Annotated in this window: 11 protein-coding genes; 3 read left to right on the top strand and 8 right to left on the bottom strand. The window is 69.0% G+C overall.

Going from position 1 to position 14660, the window contains the following annotated elements; all coding sequences use genetic code 11:
- Positions 1–317: 317 nt before the first annotated feature.
- The 7 genes from U5A56_RS20400 to U5A56_RS20370 all read right to left on the bottom strand — a co-directional run bounded on the left by U5A56_RS20400 (position 318) and on the right by U5A56_RS20370 (position 8868).
- Complete coding sequence (locus U5A56_RS20400; protein WP_321924244.1) at positions 318–1508, bottom strand: efflux RND transporter periplasmic adaptor subunit; 1191 nt, start codon at positions 1506–1508, stop codon at positions 318–320.
- Positions 1508–3475: an efflux transporter outer membrane subunit gene (locus U5A56_RS20395; protein WP_321924242.1), complete on the bottom strand. Its 1968-nt coding sequence runs from the start codon at positions 3473–3475 to the stop codon at positions 1508–1510. Before U5A56_RS20395 ends, U5A56_RS20400 begins: the two co-directional genes overlap by 1 nt.
- 20 nt (positions 3476–3495) lie before the next feature.
- Positions 3496–4434: a glycosyltransferase family 2 protein gene (locus U5A56_RS20390; protein ID WP_321802246.1), complete on the bottom strand. Its 939-nt coding sequence runs from the start codon at positions 4432–4434 to the stop codon at positions 3496–3498.
- 10 nt (positions 4435–4444) lie between these two features.
- Complete coding sequence (locus U5A56_RS20385; RefSeq protein WP_321924239.1) at positions 4445–6031, bottom strand: DHA2 family efflux MFS transporter permease subunit; 1587 nt, start codon at positions 6029–6031, stop codon at positions 4445–4447.
- A complete protein-coding gene (locus tag U5A56_RS20380; RefSeq protein WP_321924237.1) occupies positions 6028–7311 on the bottom strand; it encodes a glycosyltransferase in 1284 nt (427 codons plus the stop codon). The genes U5A56_RS20385 and U5A56_RS20380 overlap by 4 nt, the downstream gene beginning before the upstream one ends.
- Before the next feature lie 17 nt (positions 7312–7328).
- Positions 7329–7898 (bottom strand): isoprenylcysteine carboxylmethyltransferase family protein, encoded by a 570-nt coding sequence (locus tag U5A56_RS20375; RefSeq protein WP_321821083.1) that lies wholly within the window; start codon positions 7896–7898, stop codon positions 7329–7331.
- Between the two features lie 67 nt (positions 7899–7965).
- Positions 7966–8868 (bottom strand): alpha/beta hydrolase, encoded by a 903-nt coding sequence (locus U5A56_RS20370; RefSeq protein ID WP_321924235.1) that lies wholly within the window; start codon positions 8866–8868, stop codon positions 7966–7968.
- Between the two features lie 719 nt (positions 8869–9587).
- Here U5A56_RS20370 and betI point away from each other — a divergent pair.
- From betI to betA, 3 genes are read left to right on the top strand one after another with little or no spacing between them, the layout of a single operon-like run.
- Positions 9588–10172 carry a transcriptional regulator BetI gene (betI, locus tag U5A56_RS20365; protein WP_044844376.1) on the top strand — a complete coding sequence of 195 codons (585 nt, stop codon included), beginning with the start codon at positions 9588–9590 and terminating at the stop codon, positions 10170–10172.
- A gap of 32 nt (positions 10173–10204) precedes the next feature.
- On the top strand, positions 10205–11674 hold the full coding sequence (gene betB, locus U5A56_RS20360) for a betaine-aldehyde dehydrogenase (protein WP_321924233.1): 1470 nt from the start codon (positions 10205–10207) through the stop codon (positions 11672–11674).
- Between the two features lie 22 nt (positions 11675–11696).
- Positions 11697–13397 (top strand): choline dehydrogenase, encoded by a 1701-nt coding sequence (gene betA, locus U5A56_RS20355; RefSeq protein ID WP_044844378.1) that lies wholly within the window; start codon positions 11697–11699, stop codon positions 13395–13397.
- Positions 13398–13473: 76 nt separating this feature from the next.
- Here betA and U5A56_RS20350 read toward each other — a convergent pair whose 3' ends face one another.
- Positions 13474–14592, bottom strand: coding sequence for a hypothetical protein (locus U5A56_RS20350; RefSeq protein WP_321924231.1), 1119 nt, complete (start codon positions 14590–14592; stop codon positions 13474–13476).
- Positions 14593–14660 lie beyond the last annotated feature (68 nt).

The raw sequence follows: 14660 nt of genomic DNA, 5'->3' as shown, positions 1-14660 counted from the left end.
GTCGGGCCGGAAAAGGGGTTCGGGGTGGGGGCTGCAGGAGATGCAGGCCGCGAGGCCGCCGGAGCCGCCGATCGGCGCGAACGACCCGCAATCCGTGCGTTGGTCGGGGGCCTTGATCGGGGCCTCGATCGGGGCCTTGATCGGGGCCTTGATCGGAGCCTTGATCGGGGGCCTTGATCGGAGCCTTGATCGGGGGCCTTGATCGGGGCCTTGATCCGGGGCCTTGATCCGGGGGCGCCGATCGGGTGCCCTATTCGGGCGCGTTGGTCTGACGCGCCGGTCGGATGCACCGGCCGCTCACCCCGGCCCGCCGCCTGTCACCCGCCCTGATTCTCGCGGACGATCGCGGCAGCAGCCGCTTCCGCGTCGCTTGCGACACCGTCGTGCACGCGCGTGCTGACGGCCGGCGTCGGCGGTTCGCTGTCGAGCGCATGGCCGTCGCGGTTACGCGTATCGACCGTCGCGCGCATCGACAGCCCGACCCGCAGCGGATGCGCGGCCAGATCGCTTGGATCGAGCGCGATCACGACCGGCACGCGCTGCACGACCTTGATCCAGTTGCCGGCCGCGTTCTGCGACGGCAGCATCGAGAACGCGCTGCCGGTGCCGGCCGAGAAGCCCTGCACGCGGCCGCGATAGACGACGCGCGACCCGTACAGGTCCGACACCACGTCGACCGGCTGGCCGACGCGCATGTGGCGGATCTGCCCTTCCTTGAAATTCGCCTCGATCCACAGCCGGTTCAGCTGCACGATCGACATCAGCGGCACGCCGGGCCCGACCTGCTGGCCCGCCTGCACCGAACGCTGGCCGACCGTGCCGTCGACCGGCGCGACGATCGTCGTGCGCTTCAGGTTCCGGTATGCGAGCTTGAACTGCGCGGCGGCCTGCACGACGGCCGGGCTCTCGTCGACCGGCAGCTTGCTGCCGAGCGCGCGTGCGGCGTCGAGCTGCGCCTGCGCGGCCGCGAGGTTCGCCTGGGCGCCGGCGACGGCCGCGCGGGCGCGCGCCAGCTCCTCCGGCGCGACGATCTCGACCGACGCGCCCGAACGCGCGGCAAGCGCGCGCTGCGCGAGCGACAGGTCTGCCTGGCGCGCGTTCACGGCTGCCACGTACATCGTGTTCGAGATCTTCGCGTTCGCGACCTGCCGCACGGCCTGCGCGAGTTGCGCCTTCGCCTGCGCGAACGCGACGGACGCTTCCGTATCGTCGAGCCGCACGAGCGTCTGCCCGGCGCGCACGGGCTGCGTATCGGCGACCAGCACGTCGGTCACGGCGCCCGGAATCTGTGCGGCGACCTGCACGATGCTGCCGGCGACGTACGCGTCGTCCGTATCCTCGTAATAGCGGTCGCGTAGCAGCCAGAACGCGATCCAGACGAGCGCGGCGAGCGCAACGACCGCGAAGAACAACATGAAACGCGTGCGACGCGTCGCGCGACGCGCGTCGAGTGCCGGGTCGTTCAGGGCGGCCGGCCGCGCCGCGGTGTGAAGGTTGTCGTGGTGCATCAGTCGCTTTGCGTAACGATCAGGCGGTCATGCTGGAACAGGGGGAGCGCGGACGCGCGCGTGTCGGCGGCGACGGTGGGGGGCGCGTGGCGCGAGCCGACGCCGACGCTCGTGCTCGTGCTCGTGCTCGTGCTCGTGCTCGTGCTCGTGTTCGTGCTCGTGTTCGTGCTCGTGTTCGTGTTCGTGTTCGTGTTCGTGTTCGTGTTCGTGTTCGTGTTCGTGCTGGTATTTGCGCTGGTGCTCGTGTTCGCGCTGGTACTCATACTCACGGCATCGGCAGCCAGACTACGCGGCGCGACCGACACCGCCGGCGGATCGATCCGCGCGGCACGCGGCGCGGCGCCGCTACCTGCCACGGCCGCGCGCCGCGCTTGCGCGCTGCTGTCCGCCGAGCTACCGCGGGCAGCGGCGTTCGCCGTCGCGCCGCGTTTCGTCCGCGCGCCTTGCGCGGTACGCGCCACGGGCATCGCCGCACCCGCAGTCGTTGCGCTCGCATCGAACCCGCCGCCGAGCGCACCGACCAGCCCGACGCGCAGCGTCCGCTGCCGCCCGAGCAGCGCGATCAGCTGCGCACGCTCGTCGATCAGCGTGAGGTCCGCGACATCGACATCCTTCTGCATCAACACGCCGCGCCGATGGCGATCGGCCGCGATCTGCACGATCTTCTGCGCGGCGGCGACGGCATCCTGCTGCTGCACGACGAGCGTCTGCGCGGTCTGCAGCGACGTGACGATTTGCGCGACCTGCCCGAGCGCGTCGTCGACGGTCTTGTTGTACAGCCCGATCGCGACGTCGGCCTGCGCGACGTCCGCGCCGAGCTTCGCCTTCAGCCGGCCGCGATCGAACACCGGCAGCGAGATCGCCGGGCCGACGGAGCCGGCGAGCGAATCGCGCGAGAACAGCGACGCGGGCGTCAGCGCGAACACGCCGCCGAGCGCGACGAGGTTCACGTCCGGATAGAACTGCGCGCGCGTCGAATCGGCATTCGCGAACGCGGCTTCGACGCGCAGCCGCGCGGCGACGATGTCGGGCCGGCGGCCGAGCAGATCGGCCGGCAGCCGCGCGGGCAGCGCGCCGCCGGGGAACGCGCCGACGCGCGGCCGCTGCAACGCGAGCCCGCGCTCCGGCCCGCGGCCGGACAGCACGCCCAGCTGCAATTGCGCGAGCTTGATCTGTTCGTCGTTCAGCGCGATCTGTGCGAGCAGGCGACTGCGCTTGATCGACGCGTCGCTCGCGTCGTACGCGTTGTCGAGGCCGCGCGCGGTGCGCTCGCGCAGCACGGCCGTCACGCGCTGGCTGATCTTCAGCTTCTGCTGCAGCAGGTCGCGCACCGCGTACGCCTCATCGAGCTGGCAATACACGGTGACGATCGCGATCGCGAGCGTGAGCCGCACCTGCTCGGCCTCGACACCGGCCGCGTCGCGCAGCGACATCAGGCTCTTCGTCGCCGCGCGGTTCTTGCCCCACAGGTCGAGCTGGTAGTTCAGCCCGACGAACACCGACGACGGCGACACGACCGGATCGCCGAAGATCTCGACCGGCACGCGATAACCGCCCGCCGTCACGTCGGCGATGTCGCCCGGCTTCGGCATCCGCGCGCGGCTGACCGTCGCGCCGGCCGTGCCGGTCAAGCCCGTCAGCGAATCGAACTGCTGAAGCTGCGACTGCGCGATCCGCAGCCGCGCCTGCGCGACCTGCAGATCCGGATTGTTCTGCGATGCCTCCACGACCAGTTCGTCGAGCTGCGGATCCTGCAGCTGCTTCACCCAGTCGGGCGCGGGCCATGCGCCATCCGCGCCGGGCCCCGCGGTGCGAGCGAGCGCGTCGCCGGCCGGTGCGCGCAGCGACAGCGACGGCAGGAACCCCGACGGCACGCAGCCGCCCAGCGCCAGCAGCGCGGCGGCCGCGACGATCGCCCAGCCGCCCTGCCCGCGCCGCGCCGGCCGAGCAGCTCGCGCCGCTTTCATGATGCGTTCCATCGCCGCCCTCACCCCTGCTGGACGCGCCGCGCGCGTGCGGCGAGACGCGGCCGCGTGCGCTCGAGCGGACCGAGCCGCCCGAACAGGCCGTCGGCGATGCCGAACGCGATGCCCGCGAGCTTGGCGCGCTTGTCGCGCTCGACGAGCGCGATCTGCACGACCTGCCACACGGTCAGCAGGTTCGGCACGATCGCCACCGGAAAGCGCAACCCGTACTGCATCCCGAGCTGCACCGCATTGCGCGCGCTGTAGTAGCGCCGTTGCCACGAGTGATTCATCGACGTCATTTCGAAAGGGCCGAACGCGTGCCGCTGCTTCGCGCCGATCCGGTGCGGCAGCACCAGCGACGGCACGACGTAGAGCGGCACGTTGCGCGCAAGCGCGCGGAAGCTGTACTCGGTATCGACGTGATCGATGAACAGCGTCTCGTCGAAGCGGCCGAGCACGTCGAACGCGGCGCGCGACACGACGCAGCCCGACGAGATCAGGAACGCGCAGCGCTGCGGCGGCGCGTCGGGCGCGAGACGCAGCCGGCGCAACGCGATCCCGTCGGTCGCGAGTTCGGGCAGGAAGCTGCGCGCGTTCTCGTCGAAGATGCGCGGGCCGGCCAGGAACGCGCGCCCCGCGAGCCCCGTGCAGGCGTCGCGCATCGTCGCGAAGTAACCGGCCGGCACCGATGAATCCTGGTCGAACAGCGCGACCGCGTCGACGTCGTCGCGAAACAGCGTCGCGAGCCCCGCGTTGTAGGCGCCCGCGATGCCGCCGCGATTGCCGTGATGCAGCAGCGCGATGCCGTCGCGCGCGCACACGTCGCGAGCGCGCGCATCGGGCTGCGGCGTGTTGTCGACGACCAGCAGCGCGTCGCACGCGTGCCGCCACGCGCCGAGCGCCGCGAGCTGCGCGTCGCTCGGGTGATACAGGATCACGAGTGCGCCAAGTGTCGTCATGCCGCTCTCCTCAATGTCCGAACGAAGCGGCCGCGCCGCGCTTCGGCCGCGTGAGCCACATCATCGCGGCGAGCACGAGGCAGGTCATGCTCGCCATCCAGAACATGTCGCCCGTCGCCATCATGTACGCCTGCTGCATCACGACCTGGTGCAGCGTGGACACCTCGCGCACGCCGTCCACGCCCATCGCGTTCAGCGTGTGCACGAAGCGCTGCGTGTTCGCCGACGCGTGCGTGACCGATTGCGACACGACGTCGTAGTGATAGGTCGCGCGGTTGTCCCACAGCGTCACACTCATCGCGGTGCCGAATGCGGCGGACAGCGTGCGCAGGAAGTTCGACAGGCTCGACGCGGCCGCGAGCCGGTCGTCCGGGATGCGCGACAGCGTCGCGGCCGTCAGCGGAATGAAGAAACACGGCAGCCCGATCCCCTGGATCAGCCCGGGCGCGGCGATCTGCGCGAACGTCATCTTCAGCGTGAAATGCGCGTCCCATGCGAGCACGGCCGCAAATATCAGGAATCCGAACGTCGCAAGCACACGCGCGTCGAAGCGATGCGCGTGCAGGCCGACGAGAATCGAGAACACCAGCGCGAGCACGCCGAGCGACGCGGTGGCGAGCCCCGCGTGGAACGCGTTGTAGCCCATCACCGCCTGCATCCACAGCGGGAACACGACGCCCACCACCGAGAAGCTCATCATCCCGAGCGAGATGATCAGCACGCAGAACGAGAACGTGCGGTCGCGAAACAGGCTGAGGTCGACGACCGGATGCGCGTCGCCTGCTTCCCAGATCAGCAGCGACACGATCGCGAGCCCCGCGACCACCGCGAGCGTGACGATCAGCGGCGAATCGAACCAGCCCTTGTCGTGGCCGAGATCGAGCATCGCCTGCAGCGATCCGACGCCGATCACGAGCAGCACGATGCCCGGCACGTCGATCGGGCCGGCCGCGCCGCGCTGCGCGTCGGGGCGCAGCATCGCGGTGCAGACGGCGAACGAGAACAGCCCGATCGGCAAATTGATCAGGAAGATCCACGGCCACGAGAAGCTGTCGACGATCCAGCCGCCGACCACCGGCCCGAAGATCGGCGCGAGCAGCACCGTCATCGCCCACAACGCGAGCGCGACCGTGCGCTTGTCCGGCGGGAACGTGCGCAGCAGGATCGTCTGCGACAGCGGCACCATCGGCCCCGAGCACAGCCCCTGCAGCGCGCGGCAGACCACCAGCACGTGCAGGTCGCGCGCGAGCCCGCACAGCAGCGACGTCAGCGTGAACAGCAGCACCGCGCCGACGAACAGCCGCAGCTCGCCGACACGCCGCGCGAGCCAGCCGGTCAGCGGCACCGCGATCGCGGCCGCGACCGAATACGAGCTGATCACCCACGTGCCCTGGCTATTCGACACGCCGAGACTGCCGGAAATCGCCGGCACCGCGACGTTCGTCACGGTCGAGTCGAGCACTTCGATGAAGGTGGCGAGCGACAGTGCGAACGTCAGCAGCGCGAGCCGCGCGCCGCGCACCGGCGCTGCCGCGGGTGCGGGTTCGCGTGCATCGACGGCGGCGGGCGTGTCGTGAAGCGGCGCTGCGGTGCTCATGCGCCCGCCGTCGCGAGGTAAGCCTGCACCCGCGCGCGTCCGTGGTTCGGTGCGAAGCGCTCGATGAAATCGGCGGCGCGCTCGCAGCCGTCCGGCGCCGCATCGATCAGCGCCCGCGTGCGTTCCGCATGCACCGCGAATTCCGGCTCATCCAGCACGCGTGCGAGCGCCGCACCGAGACGCGCGCCGTCGACGGGGCCGTCGATGCGCACGCCGGCGCCGCTCGCCGCGACGCGCTGCGCATTGTCGAACTGGTCGTGCGCGAACGGCGTCACGACCTGCGGGATCCCGGCTTCGAACGCGAGCGCCGCGGTGCCGATCCCGCCGTGATGCACGAGCGCGCGGCAACGCGGCAGCAGCGCGCGCATCGGCACGAAGCGGCGCACCAGCAGCCGGTCGCCGTCCGGTGCCGCATCGTGCGGGCTCAGCAGGATGCCGCGCGCGCCGGTGACATGCAGCGCGTCCGCGACCGCGCGCGCATACGCGGCGTGATCGACCCGTGTCGACCCGGCCGTGAACACGACGGGCGGCTCACCGGCCGCGAGGAACGCGTCGAGCGCGCGATCGTCGTCGGGTGTCGCGATGTCGTTGAACAGCGGAAAACCGCTTTGCAGATGACCGGCCGGCCAGTCGCGCTGCGCCGGTGCGAACCAGTCGGGAAACAGGCACAGCACGCCGTCGGTCGAATGCAGCCAGCGGCCGAGCACGCGCCGCGCGGGCGCGAGCCCGAGTTCGCGGCGCACCGCGTTGAGCGCCGGCCCGCACACGCGGTCGAGCACCTGCCGCTCGATCACCGTCATCAGCGCCGCCTTCACCGGCAGCGGCCAGCGCGCGGGAATCGTCAGGCGCGGATGCGTCGGCGGCACGTGCGCGGACAGCAGCGTCGACGGCGACACCTGCACCGACACGTACGGCGTGCCGTGCAGCTCCTGCATGAAGCGCGCGGAAAACGCCCACAGCGTGCCGACCAGCACGGTGTCGCGATCGGTCAGCGCGCGCAGCGCGTCGTAGTGCGGGCGCAGCACGGGCGCGATCACCTGCCACAGCGTGCGGAACGACGTGCGCGAATCCCACAGCGCCGGGTTCGCCATCGCGGCCTCGTACTCGGCCGCGGTGCCGACCGGCACGAACGTGAAGCCGCAGCGGCGCGCGGCCGCCTCGAACGGCGGATGCGTGCAGAACACGACGTCGTGGCCGCGCGTCGCGAGCGCGCGCGCGACGCCGAGCAGCGGATGCACGTCGCCCGCCGAGCCGATCGCGGTCACGATCACCTTCGCCATCGCGCGCCTCGCGGGAGTCAGTAGAAGCCGGGGATCAGCGCCGCGACCTCGCGGCGATACTGCGTGTACGCCGGCCCGAAATGGCCGGTCAGCCAGCTCTCCTCGACGCGCACCTTGTACGCGAGCGACGCGAACACGAGCGCGACGCCGAGCGCGCCGCGCCACTCGCCGCCGATCAGCGCGGCGCCGACCAGCGCGATCAGGCAGCCGGTGTAGATCGGATGACGCACGAGGCCGTACGGGCCGGTGCGAACGAGTTCGTGGTTTTCCTTCAGCGTGACGGACACGCTCCAGTTCGTGCCGAGATGCAGCCGCGCCCACACGGAGAACAGCAGCCCCGCGACGAGCACCGCGAGCCCGCATTGCGCCTGCAGGCCGAAGCGCTGCCAGTCGGGCACGAGCGCCTGCCACGACGGATCGGGCAGGATGATCAGCGCGCCGCCGACGATCAGCGGAATCGACTGCAGCGTGCGCGAGCGCGACGCCTCCTTGCGCACGGTCGTCTTCACGGCCTGCGACGTCGCAATCCAGTAGGCGAGCCAGATGGCCCACGGAACGACGATGGCGATGGTCTGAACGATATTCACGGCTGGCCTGCCTCGTGTGGATGAGAATTCGGATGAACCCGGCGTGCCCGGTGCTCGACGTGCTGCGTCACGACGACAGCGCCGGCATCGGCGCGGACACGCACGCATGCGCGGCGCCGAGCGCGATGCTCGCGGCAACGGGCGGCGCGTCGCAGAAGAAGTCGAGCAGCGCCGCCCGCGTGGCTTCGCGCTGCGCGCGGCCTTCGATGTCGAGGAAATGGCCGGCGTCGGGAATCGTCGCGAAGCGTGCGCGCGGCACGTGCGCGGCCAGCTGGCGAACGTCGGCCGGCGTCGTGTATTCGTCGCGCTCGCCGTTCAGGAACAGCAGCTCGCAGCCGATGTTCGAGAACTCGCTCAGGTAGCGCTCCGGCTGCAGCGACAGGATCTGGTCGACGTGGAACGCGACCTGGTCCTGCTCGTCGCGCGGCAGCCGCGTCAGATACCGGTAGTTGTACAGCTTCATGATGCGCGGCAGGTAGCGGCCGACCGTATCGTTCAGCAGCTGCGCGGCCTTCAGGTTCTCGCCGGCCGCGATGTGGTCGCGGGCGCGCGTCACGTAGTCGACCATCGCGTCGTTCAGGAACGGCGAGAACGAGCAGATCGCCGCGCGCCGCACGCTCGGGCAGCCGCGCGCGAGCGCGAACAGCGACGCGACGCCGCCCCACGATACCGACACGAGGAACGCGGGCGCGAAACGCTCGACCAGATGCTGGAGGATCGCGGCCTCGTCGTCCTTGGTCAGGATGAAGCAGCCGGGGTTGTGCTGGCGCGACTGCCCCGCGTACGGCAGGTCGAAGCAGATCGTATTCATCCGCTCGCCGAGATACTGGACGGTCTGCCCGAACGAGGCGGTCGTCGCGAGCGCGCCGTTGACGAGCATCGCCGTGTCGAACGACGGATCGAACACGTTCCGTTCGACGTAGACCTTCAGACCATTCGGTAGCGGGACCACGTATTTTTCGGTCGGCATCGTCGTTCTCCGGTGGATGCGGCGTCTCGGCGTCGCGGCATGCTGCAGGTGCGCAATGGCGGGCGCCGGCCCTGTCGCGGTCGTTGGCCGCCCCCATTGCCGACGCACCGCGGGAATAACCCGCGGCGCCGATTCATTCCTTGTGGTGCGGCGCCATACTAATACGGGCAATATTACTTACTCAAGTCATTCCAACGATCCCCTCTACTCCACCTGGAAATACGCCAGATTCGAATATTTTTGGCATTTTTTATGGTATGCGGAATCGATCTGAAGGTATCGGCAATCGTTTGCGAGCCAGCCTTCAATCAACCGAACGACACAATTATTTCCTGTAAATTCAGATAGATAAAAAGTTTAAATCGATCGATTGAAACGAATTTCCAGAAATTTCCGTTAGCGGCGCCGGGCAATCGAATTTCCGGATTTACGAGAATTTCACATAGCTCGACATTCTTTCGTTCAGTAATAAATCAAATACGGAAACATTCGCGGCCATTGCGCCGTCTTTACCGAAACCGTTTTAAACAAACTTCAAATTATTTAACCACCTTTCAATCGGTTTTTCCGCACCTGCACAATCGCGGCGGCATCGTCGGCTTGGTTCCTCCACCCTCCCATCTACCGTCGGACCCCGATTTTTTATTGATTGAACGGTCAATAAAAAACCGCTAAGCTCTCGGCTTCCAGGAACGGCCCGTCCGGGCGAAGGAGTCGCGATGCCGAAAGTCGGAATGCGGGAGATTCGTCGCGCGCAGTTGATCGACGCGACGCTGCGCTCGATCGACGAAGCCGGCCTGCCCGGCACGACGCTCGCCTCGGTCGCGCAGCGCGCGAACATCTCGACGGGTATCGTCAGCCACTACTTCGGCGACAAGGACGGCCTGCTCGAAGCCACGATGCGGCACGTGCTGCGCGATCTGTGGGCGGCCACCACGCGCCGCCGCGTCGCCGCCCGCAAGGACCCGCGCTCCCGGCTGCGCGCGATCGCCGCCGCGAACTTCGACGTCACGCAGGTCAGCACGCCCGTGATGAAGACCTGGCTCGCGTTCTGGTCGCAGAGCATGCACGACGCGATGCTCAAGCGCCTGCAGCACGTGAACACGCGGCGCCTCCATTCGAACCTGTGCGCGGAATTCGCCAAGGCGCTGCCGCGCGCGAAAGCACGGGAAGCCGCCAGCGGCCTCGCCGCGCTGATCGACGGCCTGTGGCTGCGCGGCGCGCTCGCCGGCGGCCCGATCGACACCCGGGCTGCACTGAAGCTCACCCACGATTACATCGACCTGCTGCTCGCGTCCGACTGACGCGTCGCGCACTCGCCCACAAGGAGATCCTCATGTCCGTATACGGTTTGCAGCGCCTCTACATCGGCGGCGGTTACGTCGACGCCACCAGCGGCAAGACTTTCGACACCTTCGATCCCGCCACCGGCGAACTGCTCGCGCAGGTGCAGCAGGCGAGCGCGGCCGACGTCGACCGCGCGGTCGCATCGGCGCAGGAAGGCCAGCGCGAATGGGCCGCGATGACCGCGATGCAGCGCTCGCGCATCCTCCGGCGCGCGGTCGACCTGCTGCGCGAACGCAACGACGAGCTCGCGGCGATCGAAACGCGCGACACCGGCAAGCCGATCGGCGAGACGCTCGCGGTCGACATCGTCACCGGCGCGGGCGTGATCGAGTACTACGCGGGCCTCGCGACCGCGATCGAAGGGCTGCAGGTGCCGCTGCGCGCCGAGTCGTTCGTCTATACGCGCCGCGAGCCGCTCGGCGTGTGCGCGGGCATCGGCGCATGGAACTACCCGATCCAGATCGCCTGCTGGAAGACCGCGCCCGCGCTCGCGGCCGGCAACGCGATGGTGTTCAAGCCGAGCGAAGTCACGCCGCTCACCGCGCTGAAGCTCGCGGAAATCTATACGGAAGCCGGCGTGCCGGCCGGCGTGTTCAACGTCGTGCAGGGCGACGGTTCGGTCGGCGCGCTGCTGACCGGCCATCCGGACATCGCGAAGGTGTCGTTTACCGGCGGCGTCGAGACCGGCAAGAAGGTGATGTCGCTGGCCGGCGCATCGTCGCTGAAGGAAGTGACGATGGAACTCGGCGGCAAGTCGCCGCTGATCGTGTTCGAGGATGCCGACCTCGACCGCGCGGCCGACATCGCGGTCACCGCCAACTTCTTCAGCTCGGGCCAGGTCTGCACCAACGGCACGCGCGTGTTCGTGCACGGCTCGGTGAAGGACGCGTTCACGCAGAAGGTGCTCGAACGCGTGAAGCGCATCCGCGTCGGCAAGCCGACCGATGCCGACACCAACTTCGGCCCGCTCGTGTCGGCCGCGCAGCTCGACAAGGTGCTCGGCTTCATCGAGAGCGGCAAGGCCGAAGGCGCGAAGCTGCTCGCGGGCGGCACGCGCCTGACCGACGGCCACTTCGGCAACGGCCAGTACGTCGCGCCGACCGTGTTCGGCGACTGCCGCGACGACATGAAGATCGTGCGCGAGGAGATTTTCGGGCCGGTGATGAGCATCCTCGAATTCGCATCGGAAGACGAAGTGATCGCCCGCGCGAACGACACGCACTACGGCCTCGCGGCCGGCGTCGTGACGGAGAACCTGTCGCGCGCGCACCGCACGATCCACCGCCTCGAAGCCGGCATCTGCTGGATCAACACGTGGGGCGAATCGCCGGCCGAGATGCCGGTTGGCGGATACAAGCAATCCGGTGTCGGACGCGAGAACGGCATCACGACGCTCGAACACTACACTCGAATCAAGTCGGTACAGGTCGAGCTCGGCCGTTACAACCCGGTGTTTTGAGAACGAGAGGAGATTCCCCGTCATGACGACACGCGAATACGACTACATCATCTGCGGCGCGGGCTCCGCGGGCAACGTGCTCGCGACGCGCCTGACGGAAGATCCGAATGTCACGGTGCTGCTGCTCGAAGCGGGCGGCCCCGACTACCGCTTCGACTTCCGTACGCAGATGCCGGCGGCGCTCGCCTATCCGCTGCAGGGCCGTCGCTACAACTGGGCCTACGAGACCGACCCCGAGCCGCACATGGACAACCGCCGGATGGAATGCGGCCGCGGCAAGGGGCTCGGCGGCTCGTCGCTGATCAACGGGATGTGCTACATCCGCGGCAACGCGCTCGACTACGACAACTGGTCGACGCACAAGGGGCTCGAGAACTGGACGTATCTCGACTGCCTGCCGTACTTCAAGAAGGCCGAGACGCGGGACGTCGGCCCGAACGATTACCACGGCGGCGACGGCCCCGTGTCGGTCACGACCAGCAAGCCGGGCGTGAATCCGCTGTTCGAGGCGATGGTCGATGCGGGCGTGCAGGCCGGTTATCCGCGCACCGACGACCTGAACGGTTATCAGCAGGAAGGGTTCGGCCCGATGGACCGCACCGTCACGCCGAAGGGCCGTCGCGCGAGCACCGCGCGCGGCTACCTCGACCAGGCGCGCGCGCGGCCGAACCTCGAGATCGTCACGCACGCGCTCGCCGACCGCATCCTGTTCGACGGCAAGCGCGCATCGGGCGTCACGTACCTGCGCGGCAGCGAGCGCGCGACCGCGCATGCGCGCCGCGAAGTGCTCGTGTGCAGCGGCGCGATCGCATCGCCGCAACTGCTGCAGCGCTCGGGCGTCGGCCCCGGCGCGTGGCTGAAGGAACTCGACATCCCCGTCGTGCTCGACCTGCCCGGCGTCGGCCAGAACCTGCAGGATCACCTGGAGATGTACATCCAGTACGAGTGCAAGGAGCCGGTGTCGCTGTATCCGGCGCTCAAGTGGTGGAACCAGCCGAAGATCGGCCTCGAATGGATGCTGAACGGCACCGGCCTCGGTGCGACCAACCACTTCGAGGCGGGCGGCTTCATCCGCACGCGCGACGACGACCTGTGGCCGAACATCCAGTATCACTTCCTGCCCGTCGCGATCAACTACAACGGCTCGAACGCGATCGAGATGCACGGTTTCCAGGCGCACGTCGGTTCGATGCGTTCGCCGAGCCGCGGCCGCGTGAAGCTGCGCTCGCGCGACCCGAACGATCATCCGAGCATCCTGTTCAACTACATGGCCGAAGCGCTCGACTGGCGCGAGTTCCGCGATGCGATCCGCGCGACGCGCGAGATCATGCGGCAGCCCGCGCTCGACCGCTATCGCGGCCGCGAGCTGAACCCGGGCGCCGATTGCAAGACCGACAAGGAACTCGACGCATTCGTGCGGGCCCGCGCTGAAACCGCGTTCCATCCGTCGTGCTCGTGCAAGATGGGTTACGACGACATGGCCGTGGTCGATGAGGAAGGCCGCGTGCACGGGCTCGACGGGCTGCGCGTGGTCGATGCGTCGATCATGCCGATCATCACGACCGGCAACCTGAACGCGCCGACGATCATGATTGCAGAGAAGATCGCCGACAAGATCCGCGGACGCAAGCCGCTCGCGCGTGTCGACGTGCCTTACTTCGTCGCGAACGGCGCGATGGCGCGCAATGTCGCGAAGGCGGTTCGGCAGCCGGAAACGGCATAACCGCGCAAGCGCCCTCCCCGGGCGCAGCAGCAACCTGCACGGCTCGCGGCGTTCTCGCCGCGAGCCGTTTTTCATTTCATCGGGCGCGCTCGCCGCCCGTATTGAACCGCGTGGTCGCAGCCGCCCTCGGCCGCACGCGTTTCGCGCGCACGATCGGATTCGATCGCGACGTCAGGCTCATCGCGCCGCGCAAGCGATCGAACGCGACATTCTCCGTCGGTCCGAAGCGGCCGACCGCCGGCCACGCGAGCGCTTCATCGAGCCACGTCTGCCACGCGTCGCCGTGAAAGCGCCGCGCGAATTCGCGCACGATGCCCGGCGCCGCGATCACGATGCCCGCCAGCAGGTAATACGCCCAGAAACTGCCCGCGCCGACGAGCCGGTCGAGACGGCATACGGACACCGCCGCGAACAGACCGTCCATCGACGCGAGATCGGTGCGCCGTTCGCGAATCGCGCGCGCAACGAGGTTGTGCCGACCGCCGTACGCAGCGAAGGACACCCCGTTGCCGGCGGCAAGCTCCGCGCAGAACATCACGAGCGCGGCCATCTCGTCGACGCGCGCGGCATCGTCGCGCGGCCCGCAGATGCGCAGCACGATTGCGTCGATGATCGCCCCGGGCCGGGCCGACGGCGCCACGCAGGCCGCCGCGACGGCCGCGCGTCGTTCTCTCAGGTTCTTCGCGGGCGGTGCTTCGCCGTTCGCGGATGGTTCCCGTACTTCGTGCTCGCCGCCATCGTCGCCGCCGGGTTCGACACCGCCGGCAATCCGCTCGAGCGCGGCCCAGCCGTCGTCGGGATCGTCGAAAGCCCATGCATCGACGAAGCCGTGCGCCGACTCGAATACCGCGCGCGATCCGCGGCAGCGTCGCTCGGCATCCGCGAGCTGTGCCGTGTCGGGAACGTGCAGGCACGCGCCGAGCGGATCGCTCGCGTCGCACGCGCAACCGCCGCCGTCCGTTGCAATCCACGGCGCGAGTTCGTGCAGGACGGCGATCGCTTCGCGCGACGGGTTCGCACCGGCTCGCCCGCGGGCCGCGCGCGCCGGCAGGACGGCCGGTGCATCGGCGTCGACCGTCGCCACGCAAACCGCTTCGTTCAGGTGTTCGATCAGGTACTGCAGCCACGCGGCCGTGCGCAGCCGGTCGAGCGTCGCACCGCGGGCATCGCCATACTTCGCTGGGTCGGTAAGCATCGGGGGTCCGCAATGGTTGTCTTGTGTCGGTCGAAGCAGGCGGCACGGTGCGCCGCACCGGCCCCCTG

Origin of the sequence: Burkholderia sp. BCC1998 (genome assembly GCF_905339875.1) — a bacterium.
Classification (GTDB): domain Bacteria; phylum Pseudomonadota; class Gammaproteobacteria; order Burkholderiales; family Burkholderiaceae; genus Burkholderia.
The sequence above is the reverse complement of the archived record's forward strand: the minus strand, read 5'-3'. Positions and strand labels throughout refer to the sequence as shown.